Here is a 22,974-nt window from a genome sequence, read left to right as displayed (position 1 = left end):
GACGTGCCGCTCGATGCCCAGCCGTGAGGCGGTCGTCAGCTGTCGGGCGTCTTCAAGGCTCTGCTGAAGGCCCCCCTCCCTCGCACCGGTCTCTTTGCCTGCTCATGCGCGTCGGTAAGGACAGGTGTAGAGAGGAGGGGTGTCGCATCGCTTCGCCGGTCCTCGACGATGGTTCAAAGGGAGTCGTGGGCTGGCGGCCGTCCCGATCGCGCTGATGGTGGCTGTTGTCGTGGTCGACGTTCTCGCGCCGCCCGATATCCACCTGGGTCCTTTGCTGGTCGCAGCACCGGCGGTCACCGCATCGTTCGCCGGCCCCTGGGGGACGGGGCTGGTCGCCGCCCTCGCGGTGGTGGCCCAGGGGGTCATCGCGGTGCTGCGCGATCGGGACAACCTGTTCTCGGCGAACCACCAGGCGCAGATCGCCGCCCTGGTCCTGGTCGGATCGAGCCTCGTGGTCTTCTGCGTACTGCGGGAGCGCCGTGCGAATGAACTCATGCAAGTGAGATACGTGGCCGAGACCGCTCAGCGCGTCGTTCTCCGGCCACTGCCCACGCGGATCGGACCGCTGAAGGTCGCCTCTGCCTATCTCGCCGCCGAGGCCGAGGCGCAGATCGGCGGTGATTTGTATGCGGCCGTACGCGCCGGCTCCGGCACCCGGCTGATCATCGGTGACGTTCGGGGCAAAGGCATGACCGCCGTCGGTGACGCCGCCCTGCTGCTCGGGGCGTTCCGGGCCGCCGCCCACCGCCAGGCAACTCTGGCCGAACTCGTCACCTATCTCGATGGAAGCGTGTGCTGGGGCCTGTCCGAACCGGGAGAGACGGACCGGACCGGAGAAACCTTCATCACCGCCGCCGTTCTGGACATCCCCGACCGGGGCGACGAGGTCCACATGATCAGCTGCGGGCACCCTCCGCCGATCGTGCTGCGCAACGGTCGAGCCCGGACGATCGATGCCTCCCAGCCGGCTCCTCCGCTGGGCCTCGGTGAACTGACACGCCCCAGCTACCGCGTCGACACCTTCTCCTTCGAGGCAGGGGACTTCCTGCTGCTCTACACCGACGGAGTAATCGAGGCCCGCGACTCCTCCGGTGCCTTCTATCGGCTCATCGAGCGCATCACGGGGTGGACCGAGAGCAACCCCGACGCATTCCTCCGCCGCCTTCGGGGCGATCTGCTCGACCACGTCGGCGGACGCTTGGGTGACGACGCCGCCATGATCGCGATCGAGCGCCCACCCACGCTGTCGTGATCCTGAGCGCGACCGGAAGCGACTCGCCTCGCGCGACGTATGCGGGCAGCCCCGCGGTCGCGCTGCAGGCCCCGATGACGCATACGAGGGCGTTGCGCCGGCCGGGCCACACCCAAGTGCCACAGCCCCCTCGACTCCCGCCGTTGGCTCGGAGCCGCCACCCCGCCCTGCACGGCCGCCAGGCGCTTACCCAACCGCCGGTCCGTATGCCACCGCCTGGCACGACACACGTCGTGAGTCTCGCGTATCAGGGCGTCCTGCGGGATAGGCCAGCCGACCGGACGGTCTCACACCCGCCCGCGTGCGGCGGGGGTTCAGGCACCTCCGTACGAAGACCGGCTCCCCAGCCGGTGCACCCAAACCGACGCGCCCCTGTCCGGGGCGGCCACCCGGCTCGAAGAACCGCCGCCTGGCCATCCGTCACCATGCGGGGCCGGGTCCTCGCCACGGGCGAGGCCCGTACTCGCCCGTCCCACCACAAGAAAGGGAGGAAGCCTCGGCGAACTGCACGAAGCAGCCGCTCACAGCACAGGTGAGACGTCGCCAGGGCTTCTCCTCGGCAGAATGAGCCACATGGCCGTAGACAAGGACACAGCGTTCACACTGCCCCGAGGCGCCACGGGCTTCTTCCGGCCGAAGGACGGGCCGCTACCGGAAACCGACCAGCGGACGTTCCGGGCAGCGCTGTATGCAGCCGCCCGGGTGGCCAAAGGCCATGTGGGCGAGACAGAGGAACAGACGTATCCCCGTACGTTTCACACCGCGACGGTCATCGAGGGCACAGGCGAGTGCGTCATCCTGTGTCACGCCCACCATCCCTGGATCGCATTCGCTCAGCGACGCCGGGACTGGTACACCGACGAGTTCCTCGCACCGCCACCATGGGCCCATGCCTTTGCCGACCTGGGGTTTGTCCTGCTTGACCGCGCGCGGCTCACTCTTCCGCTCTCGGACATCGACACCTCGGTCCTCACCCAGGGCGAATGGCGCGAAGTTCGCTTGTACGGCATCACCACATTGGGCGGACTGCTCTTCAACTCATGGGACTGACGTCCAAGCAAGACCTCGACGCCCGGGCGCGTATCGGGTCGTGATCAATCAGTCGCTCCGGTGAGGTCTTTGATCCAGATCATCGAGGCGCGCAGGTGAAGGCCGGCGAGGTAGCTGTACCGGGCCAGGGCCTGGAACGGGGCGAAGCCCACGGATTGATCACGGCCCGATCCGCGCTAGGCGGGCTGCGGGGCGGGCGTTGCCGGAACTGCCGCGACGTCGCGGGTCTCGCGCATGATCAGCAGGCCGTTGACCACCATCAGTGTCGCGGTCAGGCAGTGGACGCCGAGCGCGGTGGCCACGGAGCCGTGGTGGGCCAGCACGTTGGCCATGTCGCCGTACGCGGCGAGTGCTTCCACCAGCAGCACCCAGCCCAGCGCCCGGCGGTGCCCCGTCACCAGCAGGATGCCCAGAACCAGGGCCATGACGACGTCGCGGATTCCCTTGATGATCAGGAAGCCGTCGCCGTCGCCGGACGGCCAACTCGGCAGGCCGTAGCCCGGTGCCGTCGTCTCCGGGCTAAGGATGTACTCCGTACCGAACCAGAGGATGAAGAGGATGAAGGCGGCGGCCAGGACGGTGTTGATCTTCTTCAGCGACATTGTTCTTCTCCATGCGAATCGTCGTCAGCTTGGTGAGCTTCGTGGAGCTTGGCGAGTCGTGTGGGGCCTGATCGGGCCGCGTGAACGCGGCCGATCGAGGGGCGCGGCTCGCCGGGATCGCAGTTGTGGGATCTGAGCGACAGCCGCATTCCCGACTGTCGGGTTTTCGGTGGTCAGACGCCCCCGCGGCGTGGGGGGATGGCGCCACCGGCGCGGCCCCGGCCCGCGGGGTCAGAAATCCGATGCCCTCTCCGGCTCACCCCGACGGGGCAGAAGCCGTCGGCATACAGGGGCGAACCAGTGCATGCCGGGGCAGTCGTGGCATCAGGCGAGGGCGGCGACCAGCAGGGTGAACGCGGCGACGAGGACGGCGACGCGGATGTAGTGGAAGCGGTTCCAGCGGTCCAGCTGCTCCTTCCAGTCGGCGGGCCGGTTCTCGGGGGTCCAGGTCTTGTTTCGGTTGTTGATCGGGACGAGCAGCAGGATCGACATGACCACGCTGAGGATGAGCAGTCCGGCGGCGGTGACGACGAGTCCGGCGCCGTGGTGGTGCCATCGGGCGACGGCCCAGATCGCGCTGAGGACGAGCGAGCCTATGTACCAGAACGGCATCAGGGCGCCGAGCATCCGGCCGCCGTGGGCGTGGCCGAGCTGGCCGCTGTCCTCGGGAAGCGCGTCCAGAATCCGGTTCATGACGAAGGCGACGGAGAACTCCACCCCCACCATCAGGCCGACGACCACGGTGGTGAAGACCTCGAGCGCGTTGAGCATGATGACCCCTCCAGGATCTAGCGTTGCTAGCTGATAAGGCAACGCTAGTACTACTGCCGCTCGGTTGTCTAGCGGTGCTAGGATCGATGCATGTCGGTAAAGGAACGCAAGGAGCGCGAACGGGCGGAGCGCGAGCGCCTCATCGTGGCGACGGCCCGCGAACTCGCCGAGCAGCAGGGCTGGGACGCAGTCACCACCCGCCGGCTCGCCGAGCGCATCGAATACAGCCAGCCCGTCCTCTACAGCCACTTCCGCGGCAAGCGCGAGATCATCGGCGCCGTCGCCCTGGAGGGCGCCGCCGAGCTGGCCGCGGCGGTGCGTGCCGCGACCTCCGCGGCGGACGGACCGCGCGAGCGGGTCGCCGCCCTGGCCCGCGCCTACCTCGACTTCGCCGAGCGCCATCCGGCGGTCTACGACGCCTTGTTCCAGCTCGACGGCGGCCTGGCGTACGCGCAGGAGGACACCCCCGAGCCGCTGAAGGACGCCTTCGCCGCACTGCTCGAGTGCCTCACCGAGGTCGCCGGCGACGGCGTCCACCCGGGAATGTTCACCGAGGTGTTCTGGGCGGCCCTGCACGGCCTGGCGACCCTGACCCGAGCGGGCCGCCTGCTGCCCGAGGACGCTGAGCCGAGGGTGGAGCTGTTGGTGGACCGGCTCGCCATGGTCTGACACACCGTCGCGGCGGGCACGCAGTTGGGGCCCTCGGCCCCCGCCGCTGCCTGCCTGCCTGCCTGCCTGCCTGCCTGCGGCAACGCTTCCGGTCACTCGGCATCCACACGGCGCAGCCGCAGCTCGCCGGGCTCCCGCGCCTCGAACGGGGAACCCACCCCGGAGGCTGCGACGCTCTTTGATCACGACCCGGTACACGCCGTGGACGACGAATGCCAGGCACAGGCCGCTCCGCATCCCGTACACGGCAGGTGGGAACCGGGCCTCCGACGGCCCGGCTCCCACCCGGAGGGCTACTTCCGCACGCCGACCGCGCGGATGATCTCCTGTTGGACCGAGCCACCCTTGTCGTCGGCGGCAGAGGCCCGTACGGAGATGTACCGTGCGTCGTTCGGCACCCACACGGAGCCGCCCCAGGCCGCCGACTTGCCGCGTACCCCGTCGAGTTCGACGGACGTCCACGTCGCGCCGTCGTCGAACGAGACCTCCAGCGTGGAGCCGGTGATCTTCCCGGTGTCCGCCGCGCCCTTCACGTACTCGGAGAAGATCCCGAGATCCAGCCGCATTCCGGCCCGCACATCACCGTGCAGATCGGTGTCGACGTCGAATCCGAGGTTGAGCATGGGCAGATACGTCCACCGGTCGGCCGGCGTGGCGGACGACTTGAGGGTCCATTCGGAGTGGCCCTTCGTGGCCAGCCGCCAGACGTCCGGGTCCAGCGTGGTGTCGGTGACGACCTTGAAGTCCTGCTCGGTCGGCTTGACGTTCCGGGCGTGCGCACCCGAGCTGGTCTGCCGGTCAACCCGCACCCCATCCACGTACACCTCGGTGAACTGGGTCATCGAGGTGTGATCCCACACATAGCCGAACCCGGTGTGGTCCGGTCCTGAGTCGCCCCAGCCGGGCGTGTTGAACTGCAGGTTGTTGCCCGCTCGCTGCTGGCCCCAGCCGAGGCCGGTGCCCAGCCACGGGTGCCAGACCGGCTTGAACCAGTCGACCCCGGAGCGCATGCCGGCACGGTAGTGCACGACGCCACTGCGCTCCTCCATGGCTCCCGGGCCGTTGGACATGGACTCGTGCCAGCGCTTGCCGGGACCGGAGCTGATGTAGTCGGTGCGCTCCGCGGGGAACCTGATCTTCTCCTGGAAGCCCAGGCCGACAGGGAACGCATCGGTGATCGAGTAGCGGAACTCGCCGCCGTCGGCGGCCTTCGTCGCGTGGAACTTGTTCTTGACGACGGCCAGTTCGCTCCTCTCCGGCCGGTACGTCACATCAGCGGGGATCGCCCCCGGGTACCCCTCGGTGAGGTCGTAGACGAACGGCGTGAACCTGGTGCCGGTCAGTTCCACGCCCCGGTCGAGCCGAGCGGCCTCGATCAGTCGCGCCCCGTCCGCCGCGTTCACCGTCGCGATGTACAGCGGACGTGTCGCCCCGCCGGCCCCGCTGAAGTTGGCCATCAGCCGCCCCGGAACCTCGTCGGTGACGAACAGGGCCTTGGCGCCCGCGTCCTGCGCGTTCTGGGCCAGCTCGGCGGGCGTGATCGCGTCGGTGCGGCGCACGACGACCGCGTTGCCCGTCACGTCCTTGCCGTCGTAGTCGGCGGGGCTTCCGGTGCCCGCGTCCACCAGGGACATCCGCTTCTGCCCGGTGAACAGGTCCGATCCGTACTGGACGGCCGTCTCGCCCAGCCGCCGGCCGCCTGCTTCGACATCGAGTTGCGGTTTGCCGAGCCGCCAGACGGTCCGGTACTCGAAGGTGCCCGTGGCGGGCTTGCGGGTCGGCGCGGCGAAGATGCTGTCGTACGTCGGCGGGACCTGCGCGCCCCCCGTGAAGGACGCGCCGTTCGCGGCCCGGTTGAACCTCATGATCAGCTGACGGGTCTGGGTCCGCTGGTCCACCTCGGCCCGGATCTCCCGCAACTTCGTCCCGTCGAGGGTGACTTCGCGGTCACGGTCCATGGTGACCTCGGGCTCGGTGAGCAGACCGAGGCCGAGCGAGTCCTCGCCCTTGCTGCCGTGCACGTCGAGGAAGCTGGACAGGGAGTACAGGCCCGGCTTCACGCGCAGCTTGAGCGTGCCGGATTCGCCGACCGAGGCCGGGATGACCGACGTGTCCTTGGCCAGCTGCTTGACAGCCACGTATGCGGCGGATGCGGCACCGTCGCGGTCCTTGACGTGGACGGTGAGGGTGTAGCGCTCCTCCTCCTTGCTCAGGCCGAAGGCCGTGTGCGCCACCACTGTGCCGCCGTCCTTGGCGACGATCCGGCCGGAGGTGGCGCCGACGGGTGCGGCGGTGCCGTCACCGGTGACCGTGGTCTGCGCGGTGCCGTGCGCGGGCACGGTCAGGGTGGAGTCGGCGAGGGTGACCACGCCGGCGGGAGCGCCCTCGGCGGTCAACTCCAGGGTGACCGGCTGGTCGGAGGCGTTGGTGTAGGTCAGTGTCTTCGTGACCGGCTGGTTCGCCTCGTAGGGCCAGCGGGTGAAGCCGAGGTCGGCGCTGCCGGTCGCGGTGATCTGCGCGGCGATCGCGGACGGGACGTCCACGCGGCCCGCACCCACCTCGTACGACGTGCCGCTGATCCGCTGGGACGTGCTCATCAGCCCGTCCTTGAGCTGCTGTCCGCTCCAGTCGGGGTGCTTCTCGGCGAGCAGCGCCGCCACGCCCGCGACGTGCGGGGTGGCCATGGACGTACCGCTCATCGATGCGTACGGGCCGCTGCCGCTCACGAGTTGCGAACGGGCCGCGAGGATGTCCACTCCCGGCGCGGACAGGTCGGGCTTCAGCGCGTTGTCGCCGAATCGCGGGCCCTGACTGGAGAAGGGAGCCCGCCGGTCGGCGGAGTCGACCGCACCGATCGTCAGTGCGGAGTCGGCCGCCCCGGGGGAGCCGATGCTGCCGGGGGAGGATGCGTTGCCGGCCGCGATCACGAACAGGGCGCCCGTGTCCTTGGAGAGGGTGTTCACCGCCTGGGCCATCGGGTCGGTGCCGTCGCTGCCCTGCGACGATCCGAGGCTCATGGAGACGACCTTGGCGTGGACGTCCGTGGCCGCCCACTCCATACCGGCGATGATCTGCGACTGAGTGCCGGACCCCTGGTCGCTGAGAACCTTGCCGACGGCGAGCGTGGCGCCGGGCGCGACGCCCTTCTCCTTGCCGTCGGACGCCGCGCCACTGCCACCGACGGTGGAGGAGACATGCGTGCCGTGGCCGTTGCGGTCGGCGACCTCCTGCCCGTCGATGAAACTCTTGGTCTCGCTCACCCGGTCCTTGAGATCGGGATGGGTCAGGTCCACGCCCGTGTCGAGGACGGCGACCTTGACACCCTTGCCGGTCAGCCCGGCCTCCCAGGCCGCGGGGGTGCCGATCTGGGCGTTGCTGGTCTCCATCGCGGTGTCGACGCGTGCGTCCAGCCAGATCTTTTCGACGCCACCCGCCAGACGCACACGGCCCGAAGTCGCGCCGCGCTCCCTGGAGTTGACGTCCGGTGCGACCGTGCGCCAGAACTCCCCGGACTTCGACGCCTCCAGGGCCGCACCGCCCACGCTCGGCAGCCCACGGACCTGGCGGGCTCCGTGGGGCGTCGCGCTGCGGGCGTTCTTCGTGTACGTCACGATGAGCGGGAGCCCGTCGGACGACGGGTCACCGAGCCCCTGCTCGATCAGAGCGGTGACGTCGAAGAGCTCGGCGTCGAGAACGCCCGCCTGGAGGTAGGGCCGGGCCTCGTCGGGTACGACGGTGATCCGGCCGTCGGATATCTCGCTGCGAACCGTTCCGGTCGCGCCCTCGGGACGCTCCACGGCGACCGACTTCCGTCCCGCGCCGAGGTCGGTCACGGTCACCTGGTCACCGGTGATCAGGGTGACGGTTCGCGCGGTGCTGGGTGCGTGCACGGGGGATGTGGCACGGTCGGTGCCCAGCCTCGTCGCCCCCGATGCCCCGGCTGCAAGGGCTTGCCCTGCCGGCAGCAGTAAAAGAGACAGCCCCGCTGCCAGCAGCCGGGTCCTCCGCCTCTCGGATGATCTAGTCATGGATGACTCTCCTCCACGCACCCGGTGAATGGGTGGTTCCGGGTGCTGCGAAGAGTTTTCGCGGCGCCGACTTGCGTGTCGACCGTTCCGCCCTGACGGATGCCCGTCTTGACGGAGACCCGTCAATCCTGGCCGCGTATCACCTGCTTCGTCGTCCTCGGCGCCGGCCAGGCCCACCACCGAACCCTGCGCGCGGTCCAGCGAGGGGTTCCGTTCGGCCCGTACGGGAGCCCCTGCCGCCCCCGGTGAACTCCCCCGTGTTTCCAGGTCCGTTCCGCAGCCGCCCCGCCGAGGGTCAGGCAGTTCCGTACGCTCTGGCGAGTGCGCCTACGGTGTCGGCCATGGCTCGGCGCAGTCCGGGCGGCGCGACGACCTCGACACCCGTGCCGAGGCGCAGCAGCTCGCCGCACGCGTGCTCCGTGCTCTCGGTCGGGATGACCGCCTCGACCCATCCGTCGTCACCGACAGGGGTCGCAGTGGATTCGACGGCCCTCACCACCTCCGGAGGCAGGTTGTCGGGAAGTCGGCGGCATCCCCGCGGGGAGAGACGAATGGTGGCTGAGCCGGTGTAGCGGCGTGTCTGGAAGTGGTCGAGGTAGGAGGTCCAGTACGCGCCGAGGTCGAAGTCCTGCGGCCGGTCGAACCACTCGTCGCTATGCACCGCTTCGAGGACCTGGGTGACCCGGTACGTCGCGACCCGGTGGTCCGTAGCGGCTACGAGGTACCAGACACCGGACTTGAGCACCAGGCCGTACGGGCGAAGTCGGCGCCGCACCTCCTGCGGTGCGCGCCAACGGCGGTAGTGCACGTCCACCGCGCGCCGGCTGAGCACCGCGTCGACGAGCAGGGGCAGGTGCGGCGTCTGTTCCGGTTCCCGGTACCAGGCGGGTGCGTCCAGGTGGAACACCGCCGCCGTCCGGGCCGCCTCCTCACGCAGTCCCGCCGGCAACGCGGCCAGCAGCTTCAGCCGTGCCGCCGTCACCTCCGCCGCAAGTCCCAGATCGGCGGCGGCGCCGGGCAGCCCGGCGAAGAACAGCGCCCGGGCCTCGCCCTGGTTCATTCCGGTCAGCCGGGTGCGATAGCCGTCGAGCAGCTGGTAGCCGCCCCCGGGGCCCGGCTCGGCGTAGACCGGAACCCCGGCTGCCTGAAGCCTCGCCATGTCCCGGTAGGCGGTCCGCACGGAGACGTCCAACTCCTCGGCGATCCCTTTCGCGGACACGCGGCCTCGGGACTGCAACAACAGGAGCACGGACAACAGTCGACCAGCTGACATGGCCGCATTCTCCCCGGAAACCCTGACAGCCCCTGACACACGGCCGCTCTAACGTCGGGTCCGGATTCCGGCACCGACCGAGCCGACCGAGAACTCCGGCCCGCAGAAGAGAACCGAACAGGAGCACTCCATGCCCTTCACCGATCCTGTCGGCCGCCCCACGGTGGTCGAGCTTCGCCAGTACACGCTGCGTCCCGGCCGGCGCGACGAGTTGGTCGAGCTCTTCGACCGGGAGTTCCTCGAAGCGCAGGAAGCAACCGGGACGCGCGTGCTCGGCCAGTTCCGGGACCTCGACGACCCGGACCGTTTCGTCTGGCTGCGCGGTTTCAGTGACATGGCGGCACGGCACCGGGCACTGACGGACTTCTACGGCGGCCCTGTCTGGGCCGAGCACGGCCCCCGGGCCAATGCCACCATGCTCGACTCCGACAACGTCCTGCTGTTGCGCCACCTGTCGGACGAGGACGGCTTCGCCGTTTCCGCGTCCGACCGGCCCGGGGCCGGGGCTCCGGCACCGGAACGGTTCGTATCCCTCACCGTGTGGTCCTTCCCGCCCGGACGCCACGACGGCACCTCGCTGATCCGGGACGGCCTCCTTCCCGTGCTCCGCAGGACGGGCCCCGCCCCGCTCGCCGCCCTCACCACCGAGACGGCGCACAACACCTTCCTCCGGCTGCCCGTCCGCACCGGGGAGAACGTGGCCGCGGTCCTCACCTCGTACGCGGACGAGAACGCCTGCCGACAGCACGTCGCCGACATCCGGGCCCATCCCCTGGTGCGGGACGAAATTCTGCCGGCCGTCGAGCGAGCGCAGACGGCAGCCCCGCAGACACTGCGACTCGCGCCCACCGGCCGGTCACTCATCAGCTGAGTTGCCGAGTCCTGTCCCAAGGAGGGCCGTTCCGGTCGTGGCCCGGTGCACCGCGCGCGCCGACCGCCACCCCACGCGTCAAGGACACGAGAAGAATGCGGCACGCGGCGCCAGGAACGCGCCAGTACCCGGGCCGACCGGCTGTGAAGGGTCGCACGCTGAACGGACCTGGAACGAAGGAGCTCGAACCTCATGTCCGTCCTCACCTCAGAGCCCGGCGCGGCGCCGAGCGCCGAGATGCCCCCCGGCGACGGGGCCCGCCACAAGCTCACGACCGTGACGGGGCTGGCCGCCCTCTCCCTCGACGCGATGGCATCGGTGGCGTACGGGCCGGAGGCCATCGTCCTGGTGCTGGCGGCCGCCGGCGGTTACGGGCTCGGTTTCACGCTTCCCGTCACCGTGGCGATCGCCCTGCTGCTGACGGTGCTCGTCGCCTCGTACCGGCAGGTCATTGCGGCGTTCCCGGACGGTGGTGGAAGCTACGCGGTCGCCAGGACCCATCTGGGCCGCCGCACCAGCCTGGTAGCGGCTGCGTCGCTGGTCCTGGACTACGTGCTGAACGTGGCGGTTGCCGTCACCGCCGGCGTGGCAGCACTGACCTCCGCCTTCCCGGGGCTGTACGGCGACCGTCTGTGGCTGGGCCTCGCGGTTCTGGTCCTGATCACGGCCGTGAACCTGCGCGGCATCGTGAACTCGGCGCGCGCGTTCATCCTGCCGACCGCGGTGTTCATCGGAGCGATCCTCGCCCTCGTCGTGGTCGGACTGTTCCGCGACGCCCCGGTGAGTACGGAGGCAGCCGCCGGCCACGCCTCCGTACTCGGCACGAACGCGACCACCGTCGGCGCGCTGCTCCTCCTCAAAGCCTTCGCCTCAGGGTGCTCGGCGCTCACCGGGGTCGAAGCGATCGCCAACGCCGTACCCTCCTTCCGCGCACCGGCAGCGCGCCGTGCCCAGCGCGCCGAGGTCGCCCTCGGTGCACTGCTCGGAGTGATGCTGATCGGCCTGTCCGTGCTGATCTCCCGGTTCGGACTGCAGCCGGTCGAGGGCGTGACCGTGCTCGCCCAGCTCGCCGACGCGTCCTTCGGCCACGGTCTCGCCTTCTACGTCGTCCAGTTCGCCACCATGGTGCTGCTGGCCCTGTCGGCCAACACGTCGTTCGGCGGTCTGCCGGTGCTCCTCAAGCTGCTGGCCCGCGACAACTACCTGCCGCATGTCTTCGGGCTCAAGGCCGACCGGCAGGTCCACCGTCACGGAGTCCTCACTCTCGCGGCCGTCTCCGCCGCCCTGCTGGTCTTCTCCGGCGGCGACACCAACACCCTCGTCCCGCTCTTCGCGATCGGCGTCTTCGTCGGCTTCACCATCGCCCAGACCGGCATGGTCATCCACTGGCGTGCGGTCCGTGGCCCCAAGTGGGCAGCCAAGGCCGCGCTCAACGGCCTGGGGGCGCTCCTGACCGGGGTCAGCGCGATCGTGGTGACAGCCACCAAGTTCCACGACGGTGCGTGGCTGATCGTGGTCACCCTGCCGCTGCTCGTCGCAGGCTTCGAGTCCGTCCATCGCGCCTACACCAGGATCGGCGAACGCCTGGAAGTCGGACGCGTTCCGGAGCCACCGCACCGCGACCGCTCCCTCGTCGTGGTTCCGGTCTCCTCCCTGACCCGGCTCACCAGCGAGGCCCTCACGGCCGCGGTGTCCCTCGGTGACGAGGTCCATGCGGTGACGGTCTGCCATCCGGACCCCGAGGACCGCGAGCAGACCGAAGCCCTGGAGCGCGACTGGGCCCTGTGGCGCCCAGGGGTTCCCCTGGTCCGGATCTGCTCCGGCCACCGCACGGTGGGCCGCCCCATCGCCGCGTACGTAAGGAAGTTGGCGGCCACTGATCCGGACGTACGGATCACCGTCCTCATCCCCGAAGTCGAACCGGCCCATCTGTGGCAGCGGCTGTTGCAGAACCAACGGGGTGCCCTCGTCGCCCACGCCGTGCGGCACGACACGACTGCGGTCATCTGCCGCCTACGGTTTCGGCTCCTGGACGAATCGGGCGGCCACTCGTAGGGCCGTAGGAGCGGTCAGGGGCCTGCAAAGCGTCAGGGGTTCTGGACGGCGCCCACGAACGCCTCGACCTTGCTTCGCAGATCCGGCGCGAGGTCGGAGAGGCCATGGACGAGCAAGGCCACCTGGCCGGCAAGCTCCGGATACACGCCCCAGACCGCTGAGCTCCTGGTCAGGACCGCGCCCAGCAGGTCGCCCTCGTACATGTGGCCTTCGGCCAGCGGGTCTTCACGCAGTACCTCGACCGCGAGCGGAAGAAGCACCGGCAGACCGACGTCCTGCCCGATCAACAAACGCAGGTCCTCAACGGTCAGCGTCCCCACCGGCCGACGCCGCAGGGCATGGGCCGTCGCCACGAGACGGGTGGCGTCGGGCGGGGGCGCCCCCCAGCGGTCACGTTCCAGTTCCTCGAGGGACCGACTGCGGTCGATGGATACGGTCATCAGTCAAGTCTCTCACTCGTCACCCGTCGGGGTCCGAACCGTCGTCGCCCTGGACGCGCGCCCCCAGCGCCCCAGCGATCTCCCGCATCTGCCTGAGCAGAATCGCATCCGGGTTCTGCGCAAGCCACTCGTGCCGGTACTCCACCACCGCGGCCCGGGCGTCGCACTAGGGTCGCGCCATGGAATTTCTGGGATTGGCTGGATATTGGGGCTTTGCTCAGGCGCATAGCAGTCTTCATGGTCCTGGGGGCTGTGTGGATCGCCTGGAAAGCTCATAGGGAGGGCCGTCGCGCGGCGAATGCCGCACAGCAGTCGAGGTCGCAGTCGAGCCCGCCCGGAGTGACGGAGCATTCGGTGCCGCTCGCACCGGAGCGCGGGTCGTCTCCCAGCTGACCATCCGACGGGGCGAGGCCGTGGCGTGCTCCTCGTGGAGGAGCGGGGTGCCGCTCACTCTTCGAGGAGGCGGCGTGCTTCCGAGAGGAGGCGCAGGAGTTCGGTGCGCGAAGGGTCGCCGGGGGTGTCCGGAGCCGACAGGCGTCGCGCGTGGGTGGTGAGGACGTTCAGGGCGACGGCGGCCTGGCGGGCGAAGAGGCACAGCAGGTCGAGCTCGGTCAGGCTGGACCGGGCCTGCGGGGACGGGTCGAGCACCTCCAGGACTCCGAGGACCTGGTCCCCGTGGACGAGGGGGGCGGCCATCAGCGCGTTCGGGACGTAGCCGGTGGACTCGGCGATGTTCCTGTCGAAGGAGGTGCTGTCGTGCAGGTCGTCGACCACCAACGGCTCCCCCGAGGCGGCGACCCACCCGGCGATCCCCCGGCCCGCCGGGAACCGCCGGCCCACCAGGAAGTCCTGTCCCTGTCCGGAGACGGCCTCGAAGACGAGTTCGTCCGCCGCGGCCTCCAGGAGCAGGATGGAGCTTGCCTGGGCGCCGAAGATGGCGCGCGCGGTGTCCACCACCGACTGCAGGAGTTCCGACATGGCCGGATCCGGCCGGGGTGCTGCGGACACGGCGGGGACGATCGTCTGAGCCATGGGGGTTCCCTTCCGACGCCGGTCGTTACCGGCGTCCGTGGACACGGACGTTGGCTGCTGACAGATACAGGGCGTTCTTCAGCTGGAACGGCGTCAGCCGGGGGCGGCTCGAAAGAATCCGCGCGCAGAGCCCCGCGACGTACGGGGTGGCGAAGCTGTTGCCGGAGCTGCGGATCGACGTACCACCGAGCCACGCCACCTGGACCCCCTGGCCGGGGGCAAAGAACTCCACCGGGGGCTCGGGGTTGTAGAGGTGGAGGTCCGGGTCGTCCTCCTGGTGGCTGCCGACCGAGATCACCGAGGAGAAGCGCCAGGGAAAGCTCTCGACGTGCGTGTTGTGCGCCGAGGCGACGATCACGGTCTGCTGGAAGTACGCCTCGTCGGTCAGTCGGCGCAGCTCCTCCACGAAGCGGTCGCGGCTGGTGGACAGGCTCAGGTTCACCACGTCGAAGCGCTGGCTCACGGCCCACCGGATTCCTTCGAGCAGGACGTCCCCGCTGCCGGAGAACCGTTCGCCGAGCACCCGGACGCTGGACAGCTCGCAGTCCGGCGCGATGCGCCGGATGATCCCGGCGCAGGCGGTGCCGTGACCGCAGGAGTCGCCTTCCTCCGTCTCCTCGACGTGGACCTCGCCGTCGTCCTTGAAGACGCGCCAGGACTGGGCGACCGGGCCGACCATGGGGTGGTCCCGTTCCACCCCCGAGTCGACGACGCAGACGCGTATGCCGCGCCCCGTACCCCCGGGGATGCCGCCCTCGGGCGGGTCCGGCCGATCGTCGGCCTCCACAGGTACGTCCGCGGGGCCTCGCCCTCGCAGACCCCAGGTGAGTCCGGGCGCCGGGCGCTGGGCGGTGGTCATCGTGGTGCCTCCTTTCCGGCTCCGGTGACGCGTCCGGCGGCAGGGTCCTGCCCGGGCGGGCGGATGCGGCAGCGAGAGGCTGTCTCCTCGGCCTGGCGTACGGCGGGGAGATGGCCCTTGGCCGCGAAGTGCCCGCGTGCGCGGGTCGCCGCCTGCGCCGCGTCGGCCGGGCGCCCGAGCGCGAGGGCGGTCCGGGCGAGGTCCAGGGCGGCGAGACCCTGGACGATGGGCGAGTCGGTGCGGCCGGCGGTGGCAAGCGCCCGTGCCGCCAGCCGGGTAGCGGTCGCGGCCTGCCCTCGCGCCGCGGCCAGCCGGGCCCGCAGACCGTCGAGGTCGGCCGACTCGGCGCGCGGGCGGGCCGGTGCCGCCCGCTCTCCCGCCAGTTCGGTGAGGGTGGCGCGGGCGGTACGCCAGTCGTCGAGTTCCAGCCGGATGCGGGCGGCGTCCAGCAGGGCGCTCCGCTGCAGCGCCGTGGCGCCGAGTTCCCGCGCGGCGGCGGCAGCACTCTCCAGGCTCCGGAGCGCTTCCTCCCGGCGGCCGGCCAGGTCGGCCACGGTCGCGGTGAAGATCGGCAGGAAGGCGTCGGCCTCGGCGTAGCCGAGCCTCTTCGCGAGGTGCTCGGCCTCCGCGAGGCAGGCCAGGGCCCCGTCACGGTCGTCGTGGAGGGCCAGCAGCACCGCCAGCGGGCAGTTCAGCGTCAGCCGGACGGCCCGGCGGCCGGCCCCCTGGTCGGCGAGGAGCTCGCGGCAGCGGGCCACGGCGTCCGCGACCGGTTGGGGGCCGCGCCAGAGCGAGACTCCCATCGCGCCGAGGGCGGCGGCCCGCTCCGGCTCGGCGTCGGCGCGTACCGCGTGGTCCAGAGCACGGGCGAGCAGGCGCTCGGCATCCCCGTGCCGGCCCTGTTCCTGGGCACGCTGGGCGAGCCGCAGGTAGGCCCTGGCCTGGCCGAGGTCGTCGCCGGCCGCGGCGAAGACCGGCAGGGTGGCCCCGGCGGCCTCGGCAGGTGACTCGTCCCTTCTCGCGGACCCCGTTCCCGGAGACCGGCCACCGCCCGCGGACCGGCCGGTTTCCGGGGAGACGATCGCGGACCGGCCGACGGAGGCCAGCGCGAGGCGGGCGTGTGCGGCCTCCACTTCGGCCCCGCCACCGTCCCCGCCGTCGCTGTCACCGGCCGGCGCCTCGGCCAGCACCTCTTCGAGCAGCGCCCTGCCCTCCGTCCCGTGCCCCAGATCCAGCAGCGTCTGGCCGAGCCGTCGACGTGTCGCCATGCTGCCCGGTTCGCCGGCCGTGTACCTGGCCGTGGCCCTGGACAGCAGGTCGGCGGCCCACACCGGGTCGGCGTGGGCCAGCGCCAGTCGCCCGGCCTCGGAGAGCGCGTCGGCGGCGCGCCGGCGCAGCCCGTCGGTGTGCGCGTCCTGGGCGCCCAGCTCGACCCGGTAGCGGTACGCCTGTTCCAGATGGGCCCCGACCGCGGCGCCGCCCCGTTCACGGACCGATTCCAGTCGTGCCGCCCGTTCGTGCCGGTCGGCCCGGTCCTGCTTGGACTGGCAGGCGTAGACGACCTCCTGGATGAGCCCTCCGGCGAAGCGGAACGCCTCGCCGTCCGGTCTGATCAGGCGGTGCCGGACCAGCCGGTGCAGCGTGGAACGCAGCTCGGACCCGGCCCACGCCTCCGCCGGAGGTTCGGCGAGCGCCGTCATGTCGTCGGCGGTGAAGTCGCTGCCCAGGACGGACGCCAGGCCCAGGGCCCGGTGTTCGGGCGCTTCGAGCGCGTCGATCCGGGCGCCGATCAGGGCCTGGAGCGGGAGCGGGACGCTGTCCGCGTCGACGGGGACGCCCGCGACCAGCAACTGCTCCAGGTGCAGCGGGTTTCCGCCCACCCGTTCCAGGACTCGCGGGCCGAGCGGCTCGCTGTGCGGCGTGCCCCCGGTCAGCTCGGCCGCGAGAAGCTGCGCCTCGGCGTCCGGGAGCCCGTCGAGCGGCACGGCGCCCAGGGCCAGTTCGGGTCGTGCGTCGAACAGTTGGGGGCGGGTGAGCAGCACGATCAGGACGGCGGCATCGGTGAGCGCGCGCAGCAGCCGGTCGAGGGCGTCGAAGAGCGGCTGCGCGGCCCAGTGGCAGTCGTCGATCACCAGCACGACGGGCCGCGTCGCGGACAGCTCGGCAAGGACCTTGGCGAGGGCCGCGCACGTGTCCGCCGGCGACGGGTTGGGCGTCCCGTCCAGGAGCAGGCCCTGGTGGAGCAGGTCAAGCTCCGGCGAGGGTACGGGCGTGGCACCGGTCTTGAGGAGGTGGGCCACGGCATCGGCGAGCGGTCCGAGGCTCGGCTGTTCCCCGCGGCCCCGGCAGCGTCCGACGCCGTGGCGCGGGCCTTCGGCCGTGGCCGTGGTCCGGTGGAGCCACTCGCGTACGAGTCTGGTCTTGCCCTGACCCGCCTCCCCGCCCACCACCAGCCGGCCGGTCCGGCGCGTCCGGGCCACACGGTCCAATGCCTGCTCGATCAGGGCGAGTTCGCGGGTACGGCCGACGAATCCGAGGTCGAAGCGGCGCAGGGCCTCGGGCCCGTCCTCCTCGTCCAGACCGAGCAGGCGATGGGCGGCGACGCGGTCGCTCTTGCCCTTGAGCAGCAGCGGGCCGGTCTCCACCGTCCGGACGCCCGGTCCGGCAGCCGCCAGGGTGTCGGGTCCGATGAAGATGTCCCCGGCGGCGGCGTTCTGTTCGAGGCGCGCGGCGACGTTGACGACTTCGCCGGAGACCATCGCCTGCCGCTGGGTGGCCGAACCCGTCACGGCCTGGCCGGTGTTGATCCCGATGCGCATCTCCAGCCGTACGCCGACGGCCTCCTCCAGCCGGGCGTTGAGCCCGGCGAGGGCCTCCCGCATGGCCAGGGCGGCGGCGACCGCCCGGCGGGCGTCGTCCTCCCGCACGTACGGCGTGCCGAAGACCGCCATGACCGCGTCCCCGATGAACTTCTCCACGGTGCCGCCCTGTTCCTCGATCCGCAGCCGCATCACACGGAACCAGCGGAGCGTCACCGAGCGCAGCGTTTCCGCGTCCAGCTCTCCGGAGAGGGCCGTGGAGCCCACCAGGTCGCAGAAGAGGACGGTCACCACCTTGCGGCCGGTCGGCTTGGCCGTGACCGGCCCGGGGGCGCAGGGGCTGCCGCAGGACGGGCAGAACCGTGCGTCGGGCGGCAGTGCGCTCCGGCACGAGGCGCAGGACATGGGTTCCTCCGGTGGGCGCGGGACCGTGGGGCGGGGCCGGGGTCAGAAGAGGGCGCCGCCCGCCACGTCGGCGTGGGCCTGTACTTCGGGGGCCGCCGCGTCGAGCCGCCCCCTGATGTCGACGAGCAGGGCCAGTTCCTCCCGGGTGAGCGCGCGCAGAACCTCGTGCTGCTCCTCGCTGAGGGCGTCGACGTCGAACCCCGCGGCGCCGAGCGCTTCCAGGGTGGGCCCGGACGGGGGCTCGCCGGGCAGGGCGTCGTCCTGCGCGGGCGTGTCGTGGGGAGTGGTGTCGTCGGTCACTGGTGCCCTCCGGGGTCGGCGGCGAGGGAGAGGAAGAGCCGGGTCAGCAGGTTGGCCGTGTGCAGGGCGCTGACGGAGACAGCCGTCTGCCGGGCCGGGGTCAGCGCGAGCGCGTCGAGCACCCGGTGCAGGTCGTCGAGGTGACCGCCGTCGAGCTCCGCGTGTTCCCGCAGGGTGCGGAACGCGGCGTCGGGGAACCCGGTGGCCTCGGCGAGGCGGTCCGCGAGCCGGGGCCCGGGGGCGTTGCCCTCCAGGACCGCCATGTAGCCGAGCAGCGTGACGGGGTGCTCGTGCTCGATCCGGTAGTACTGCGCCCCGGCGAGTTCGACGACGACGGGGTGCGGCAGGGCGGCGGGCGCGGCGCCGACGGCGGCCAGGTCGTCGAGCAGCCAGGCGTCGTGGTCGCGTTCCTCCTCGGCGTGGCGGGTGTAGTACGCCGCGAGGCGCCGCGAGGCCGGGTCGTCCAGCTCGGCGCACCGCTCGGCGGCCCGTTCCAGCAGCGGCACCGACGCCCGTACGAGCGGATGCATGGCGGCCAGATAGCGCGGGTACCGCCGGCGCAGGCCGTCCGGTCGCCACAGGGCCGCGGTCGCGGCCCTCAGCACGGGGGTGGTGGGCGTGAGTTTGGTCCTCAGTGCGAGAGACGCGGGGGTGGCGGGCGTGCGTTCGGCCCTGAGCGCGAGAGACGCGGAGGTGTTCATCGGCCGCTCCCCTCCCCCGCGGGAAGCGGCTCGTGCACGGCGTCGGACTCGACCAGGTGCGCGTACCGGGCGCAGCCCATGCGCCGTACCAGGGCTGCGGGTCCGGCGGCCAACTGCTGCTCGGTGCTGAGCTGGTCGAGGAGTTCGCCGACCCGGCCGCCGGCCTCGCGCGCCGCGCCCGCGAGGACGTCCGGGCGGTCGCCCAGTGCGTGACAGCTGCGGCAGTAGCCGGCCGGGGCGGGCGAGGACGCGTACCGGGCGTGCATCCGCCGGGGGCCGACGGCGCGCAGCATACGCAGCACCGGGGAGCCGAGGGAGCGCTCGCGGACGGTGGGCCAGTCGTCGTCGGCGATGTGGCCGAGTCGCAGGTGCGGGGGAACGGGGCGACGGTCCACCGTCCACTGGTTGCAGCAGGCGGCCACGGTCCCGTCGAAGGCGACCACCGGCCAGGCCGCGAGGGTGCACGGGCTCACGAGGGAGCCGTCCGGTCCGGGCGGCGTCGCCCGGACGAGGCCCGCGGCCCGGCCGAGCGGCCGGACCTCGTTGACCAGCATGGGCACCCGGGCGCCGAAGGTGCGGCGGACATCCGCGACGGCGTCCGCCAGATACGGGTCGTCGGGGCCGGTGCCGGTGAGATGGACGCTGACGGGGATCCCGGCGTCCAGCACGGCCCGGAGCGCGCGCAACACGTCGCCGCGCGGAACCTCGCGCTCGTGGTGGACGTCCATGCTCGCCGAGAAGTGGTCGAGGGCCGTGACGGCACGCATGATCCGGTCCGGGAACCGTCCGTCACGGGCGAAGAACATCCCGCTGAGCAGGGCGACCCGGGATCCCGCGGTCTGCGCGAGACCGGCCAGGCGCGTGACGAGATCCGGCAGCAGCAACGGTTCGCCGCCCGTCATCATGACCACGTCCGGGCGGTCCTCCGCGCCGAACGAACCGACGAAGCGCAGCAGGTGCTCCGGGTCGGGCTCCTCGGAGACGGAGAGGGAGGATCCGGTGGAGCAGTGTGCGCAGCTCATGGGGCAGCGCCGGGTGAGCGCCACCAGGAGGCCGCCGCAGGGCACCGGCCGCAGGCCGACGAGCTCTGCCAGGTCCATGTCTCCTCCTCCGTGCTCGTGCCGCGCGCGCAGCATGGTCCGGATCGTGCCCCCGAGCGGCAGACTTCCGGTTCACGAACGCCTGGTGATCGGTTAATTCCCAGCTCCGGGCGGGTGCGGACGCGCCTCGGACGGCGGGACGTGGACGCGTGACAGGGCGTGCGGCCGGGTTCCCGTGGCCGCCCCACGCCCGCGGCGTCGCCGTATACCGGCACCGAACCGGCGGTCAGGCGTTCCCATACCGCGCATCCGTACGTTTCTTCCCAGCCCGGCGCAGCGACGCCGCCGACCAAGGAGGACACACATGCCCGAGAACACGAACCAGCAGCCGACCCAGGACGAGGACATCGAGGTCGTCGCCCACAGCGAGGACGAAGAGGCCGAGGCCGGCTGCATCGTCAACAACTCCAGTGACCTCTCCTGACACGAGGTCATGAGTTCTGAGCACCGCGCGGGCCACCCGGTTCTCGGCAGATCGTGCCAGGAGCCGGGGGGCCCGCGGCCACCCCGCCACCGCCCGCCACGCCCCGAGGGAGCGCGCAGTCGTGAAGATCCTGCTCTGCCCGCTCAGCGACGGCGGCTACCTGTACCCGGCGATCGCGACCGGGCGGGAGCTGCGGCGCCGCGGCCACCACGTCAGCGTGCTGGGCCGGTCCAGCGCCGCGCCCGTCGCGGCAGAGGCCGGACTGCCTTTCGCGGCGGCGGAGGACTTCGGCGGACGAAGGGCGTTCTCCGCCACGTGGTGGGGGAAGACCGGAGCGGCGCAGTACCGGGCGACGCTGCGCGCGGCCCGGGAGGCGCGGGCCGACCTGCTGGTCACCTCCGTGCTGTGCACCGGCGCCCTGCTCGCCGCCGAGGCACTGGACATTCCGGTGGTGGTGATCGGGCTCTCGCTCCATCTGTGGGACTACCGGGCGGGTGGCGCCGACGAACGGCACCTGGGCAGGACCCGGGAGAGCCGGACCCTCGACTGCCGGCGGATCTACGCCGCCGCGCGGGAGGAGGCCGGTCTGACAGGGCGTGCCGGCCGGTGGGAGGACCCGCTGCTGGGTGACGCGCTGCTGCTGCGCGGGGATCCGGCGCTGGAGTACCCGGGCGCGGAACTCCCCGAGCGGGTACGGCACGTGGGCCCGCTGACCTGGGAGCCGACGCCCGACCGGGCGGAGGTCGAGGCGGTCGGGGCACACCTGGAACGGTCCGGCAAACCCGTCGTCTACGTCCACCTGGGCCGCTTCTTCGGGGGCAACAGTCTGTGGCCCCGACTCAACGAGGCATTCACCGGCGGCCGGTTCCAGGCCGTGGTCGAGCAGGGCCGCTCCACCGAACCTCACCCCGCTCCGGGCGCCGACATCCTGCTCGTCCGCAAGCCCTGGATGGGTCCGCTCGTCGACCTGGCCGGGCTGGTGCTGGCCAACGGCACCTCCGCTCCCGTGCTGGCCGCTCTGCTGCGCGGGCTGCCCCTCGCGCTCTCGCCCAATGGCTCCGAACAGCCGTTGCTCACCGGCGCCTGCGTACGGACGGGCGTGGCCGTGCGACTACCGAACACCCCGTCCGCGGAACCGGCGGCGCTGCTGGAGTCGGTGTGGCGCGACGACGGCCTGCGGACCCGCGCCCGTGCGCTCGGCGCCAGGCTGGCCGCGCCGGACAGCGCGGCGCGCGCGGCCGACACCGTCGAGCGGGTGGCTCAGGCATCCGCGACCCCGAAGGAGGACCATGAGTACGCGATCAGCCGGCCTCGATGAGGCCGTGGCACGTCTGTCCGCGGGTGCGCGGCAGTGGATAGGGCTGCACGCGCGGTACCTCGACTCCCCGGCAGGCCACACCGAGCTGCCGGTCACTCCGCGCGTCAAGGCCCTCCTGCAACTCGGCTTGCTTTTACGCTACTTGGGGAAGGCCGCGCCAGGTGACGCCGCCCTCGGCGAGGTGGCCTCGGTGGTCGAACATGCCTGGCAGCGTGAGGACTTCCCGCACCTGCTCACCCTCGACCCGCGGTACGCACGGCAGTTCGAGCTGATGTACGCGGCACTGGCACCGGCCGGCAGCGCCACCGAGGCGCCCCGCGCCGTACTGGCCCGACTGACGGCCGACGGCTACCTCGCGCCGCGCCGGAAGCCGCCGTACCTCCATCTGGAGGCCAGGTTCTACGCCGATCTCGCGGGCGCGGACCACCGGTTCGCCTCGTACGAGGAGCTGTACGCGGCCAGCCTGCCGGCCCGTGCCACCACGCTGCCCGTGGCCGACCTGGATGTCTGCGTGGTCACCCACACCGTCTTCTACCTCAGCGACTTCGGCCTCCGTGCTCCCGCCCTGACCGAGGGGGCCAGGGTGCGGGCACTCAGCGTCGTGGAACGGCTCACGGACCACTGCGTGGGACTCGGCGAATGGGACCTCGTCGGCAAGCTCGTACTCGCCCAGTACTGCCTGGGAGCGGATCCGCTGAGCACCCCCTCCGGGGCGGCCGGCCTCCGGATGCTCGCAGGGGTCCAGGCGTCCGACGGCGCGATCCCCGGACGGTCCGTCGTCAAGCGTGCGGCGGCGGACGCGACTCCTGTGGAGTCCTTCCGGAAGTCCTACCAGACGACCCTCGTCACAGCGCTGGCGACACTCATCGTCACGAGCGGGCGGGCCGGCGGGCTATGCGCCGCAGGAACAACAACAGTGCGGGAGGCGCGGTGACCATCGACCAAGCGGTGAGCCCCGGACGGCCGGTGAGCCCCGAACAGGTGGCAGGCACCGGGCGGCCGACG

The 22,974-nt window shown here is 71.6% G+C and carries 18 protein-coding genes and 1 pseudogene; 8 read left to right on the top strand and 11 right to left on the bottom strand.

Going from position 1 to position 22,974, the window contains the following annotated elements:
• Positions 1-139 precede the first annotated feature (139 nt).
• The 3 genes and pseudogenes from OG230_RS32610 to OG230_RS32600 all read left to right on the top strand — a co-directional run bounded on the left by OG230_RS32610 (position 140) and on the right by OG230_RS32600 (position 2,302).
• Positions 140-1,252, top strand: coding sequence for a PP2C family protein-serine/threonine phosphatase (locus OG230_RS32610; protein ID WP_443051433.1), 1,113 nt, complete (start codon positions 140-142; stop codon positions 1,250-1,252).
• A 277-nt stretch (positions 1,253-1,529) separates the two neighbouring features.
• A pseudogene (locus OG230_RS32605) lies at positions 1,530-1,788 on the top strand (NF041680 family putative transposase); the annotation flags it as partial.
• A gap of 37 nt (positions 1,789-1,825) precedes the next feature.
• Positions 1,826-2,302 carry a hypothetical protein gene (locus OG230_RS32600; RefSeq protein ID WP_328907348.1) on the top strand — a complete coding sequence of 159 codons (477 nt, stop codon included), beginning with the start codon at positions 1,826-1,828 and terminating at the stop codon, positions 2,300-2,302.
• A 176-nt stretch (positions 2,303-2,478) separates the two neighbouring features.
• Here OG230_RS32600 and OG230_RS32595 read toward each other — a convergent pair whose 3' ends face one another.
• Together OG230_RS32595 and OG230_RS32590 are read right to left on the bottom strand one after the other, a co-directional pair.
• Positions 2,479-2,904 carry a DUF4267 domain-containing protein gene (locus tag OG230_RS32595; RefSeq protein ID WP_328907347.1) on the bottom strand — a complete coding sequence of 142 codons (426 nt, stop codon included), beginning with the start codon at positions 2,902-2,904 and terminating at the stop codon, positions 2,479-2,481.
• 324 nt (positions 2,905-3,228) lie between these two features.
• Complete coding sequence (locus OG230_RS32590) at positions 3,229-3,675, bottom strand: DUF1772 domain-containing protein (RefSeq protein ID WP_328907346.1); 447 nt, start codon at positions 3,673-3,675, stop codon at positions 3,229-3,231.
• Positions 3,676-3,765: 90 nt separating this feature from the next.
• On the opposite strand from OG230_RS32590, the gene OG230_RS32585 reads away from it, so the two are divergent.
• Positions 3,766-4,344 (top strand): TetR/AcrR family transcriptional regulator, encoded by a 579-nt coding sequence (locus OG230_RS32585; protein ID WP_328907345.1) that lies wholly within the window; start codon positions 3,766-3,768, stop codon positions 4,342-4,344.
• A 293-nt stretch (positions 4,345-4,637) separates the two neighbouring features.
• On the opposite strand, the gene OG230_RS32580 is transcribed toward OG230_RS32585, so the two are convergent.
• Complete coding sequence (locus OG230_RS32580; protein WP_328907344.1) at positions 4,638-8,372, bottom strand: S8 family serine peptidase; 3,735 nt, start codon at positions 8,370-8,372, stop codon at positions 4,638-4,640.
• Between the two features lie 295 nt (positions 8,373-8,667).
• Positions 8,668-9,645, bottom strand: a complete 978-nt coding sequence (locus OG230_RS32575; RefSeq protein ID WP_328907343.1) for a helix-turn-helix transcriptional regulator — start codon at positions 9,643-9,645, stop codon at positions 8,668-8,670.
• 130 nt (positions 9,646-9,775) lie between these two features.
• Here OG230_RS32575 and OG230_RS32570 point away from each other — a divergent pair, with 130 nt between their 5' ends.
• Positions 9,776-10,516 (top strand): NIPSNAP family protein, encoded by a 741-nt coding sequence (locus OG230_RS32570; RefSeq protein ID WP_328907342.1) that lies wholly within the window; start codon positions 9,776-9,778, stop codon positions 10,514-10,516.
• A gap of 192 nt (positions 10,517-10,708) precedes the next feature.
• Positions 10,709-12,571, top strand: coding sequence for an APC family permease (locus OG230_RS32565; protein WP_328907341.1), 1,863 nt, complete (start codon positions 10,709-10,711; stop codon positions 12,569-12,571).
• Between the two features lie 32 nt (positions 12,572-12,603).
• Here the strand turns inward: OG230_RS32565 and OG230_RS32560 are convergent, their stop codons facing one another.
• The 7 genes from OG230_RS32560 to OG230_RS32530 all read right to left on the bottom strand — a co-directional run bounded on the left by OG230_RS32560 (position 12,604) and on the right by OG230_RS32530 (position 20,227).
• Positions 12,604-13,011 (bottom strand): contact-dependent growth inhibition system immunity protein, encoded by a 408-nt coding sequence (locus OG230_RS32560; RefSeq protein ID WP_328907340.1) that lies wholly within the window; start codon positions 13,009-13,011, stop codon positions 12,604-12,606.
• 447 nt (positions 13,012-13,458) lie between these two features.
• A complete protein-coding gene (locus OG230_RS32555; protein ID WP_328907339.1) occupies positions 13,459-14,043 on the bottom strand; it encodes a GAF domain-containing protein in 585 nt (194 codons plus the stop codon).
• 25 nt (positions 14,044-14,068) lie between these two features.
• Positions 14,069-14,902 (bottom strand): S8 family peptidase, encoded by an 834-nt coding sequence (locus OG230_RS32550; RefSeq protein ID WP_328907338.1) that lies wholly within the window; start codon positions 14,900-14,902, stop codon positions 14,069-14,071.
• On the bottom strand, positions 14,899-18,126 hold the full coding sequence (locus tag OG230_RS32545) for an adenylate/guanylate cyclase domain-containing protein (protein ID WP_328907337.1): 3,228 nt from the start codon (positions 18,124-18,126) through the stop codon (positions 14,899-14,901). Before OG230_RS32545 ends, OG230_RS32550 begins: the two co-directional genes overlap by 4 nt.
• A 42-nt stretch (positions 18,127-18,168) precedes the next feature.
• Positions 18,169-18,378: an aroma-sacti cluster domain-containing protein gene (locus OG230_RS32540; protein ID WP_328911607.1), complete on the bottom strand. Its 210-nt coding sequence runs from the start codon at positions 18,376-18,378 to the stop codon at positions 18,169-18,171.
• A 44-nt stretch (positions 18,379-18,422) separates the two neighbouring features.
• Positions 18,423-19,127: an iron-containing redox enzyme family protein gene (locus OG230_RS32535; RefSeq protein ID WP_328907336.1), complete on the bottom strand. Its 705-nt coding sequence runs from the start codon at positions 19,125-19,127 to the stop codon at positions 18,423-18,425.
• Positions 19,124-20,227, bottom strand: a complete 1,104-nt coding sequence (locus tag OG230_RS32530) for a radical SAM protein (RefSeq protein WP_328907335.1) — start codon at positions 20,225-20,227, stop codon at positions 19,124-19,126. Before OG230_RS32530 ends, OG230_RS32535 begins: the two co-directional genes overlap by 4 nt.
• Positions 20,228-20,772: 545 nt before the next feature.
• On the opposite strand from OG230_RS32530, the gene OG230_RS32525 reads away from it, so the two are divergent.
• On the top strand, positions 20,773-21,969 hold the full coding sequence (locus OG230_RS32525) for a glycosyltransferase (RefSeq protein WP_328907334.1): 1,197 nt from the start codon (positions 20,773-20,775) through the stop codon (positions 21,967-21,969).
• Positions 21,941-22,903 (top strand): DUF6895 family protein, encoded by a 963-nt coding sequence (locus tag OG230_RS32520; RefSeq protein ID WP_328907333.1) that lies wholly within the window; start codon positions 21,941-21,943, stop codon positions 22,901-22,903. Before OG230_RS32525 ends, OG230_RS32520 begins: the two co-directional genes overlap by 29 nt.
• The last annotated feature ends 71 nt before the right edge of the window (positions 22,904-22,974 follow it).

It is taken from the genome of Streptomyces sp. NBC_00234 (genome assembly GCF_036195325.1).
Classification (GTDB): domain Bacteria; phylum Actinomycetota; class Actinomycetes; order Streptomycetales; family Streptomycetaceae; genus Streptomyces.
Note: the sequence above shows the minus strand (reverse complement) of the source record. Positions and strands in the feature narration are given on the sequence as shown.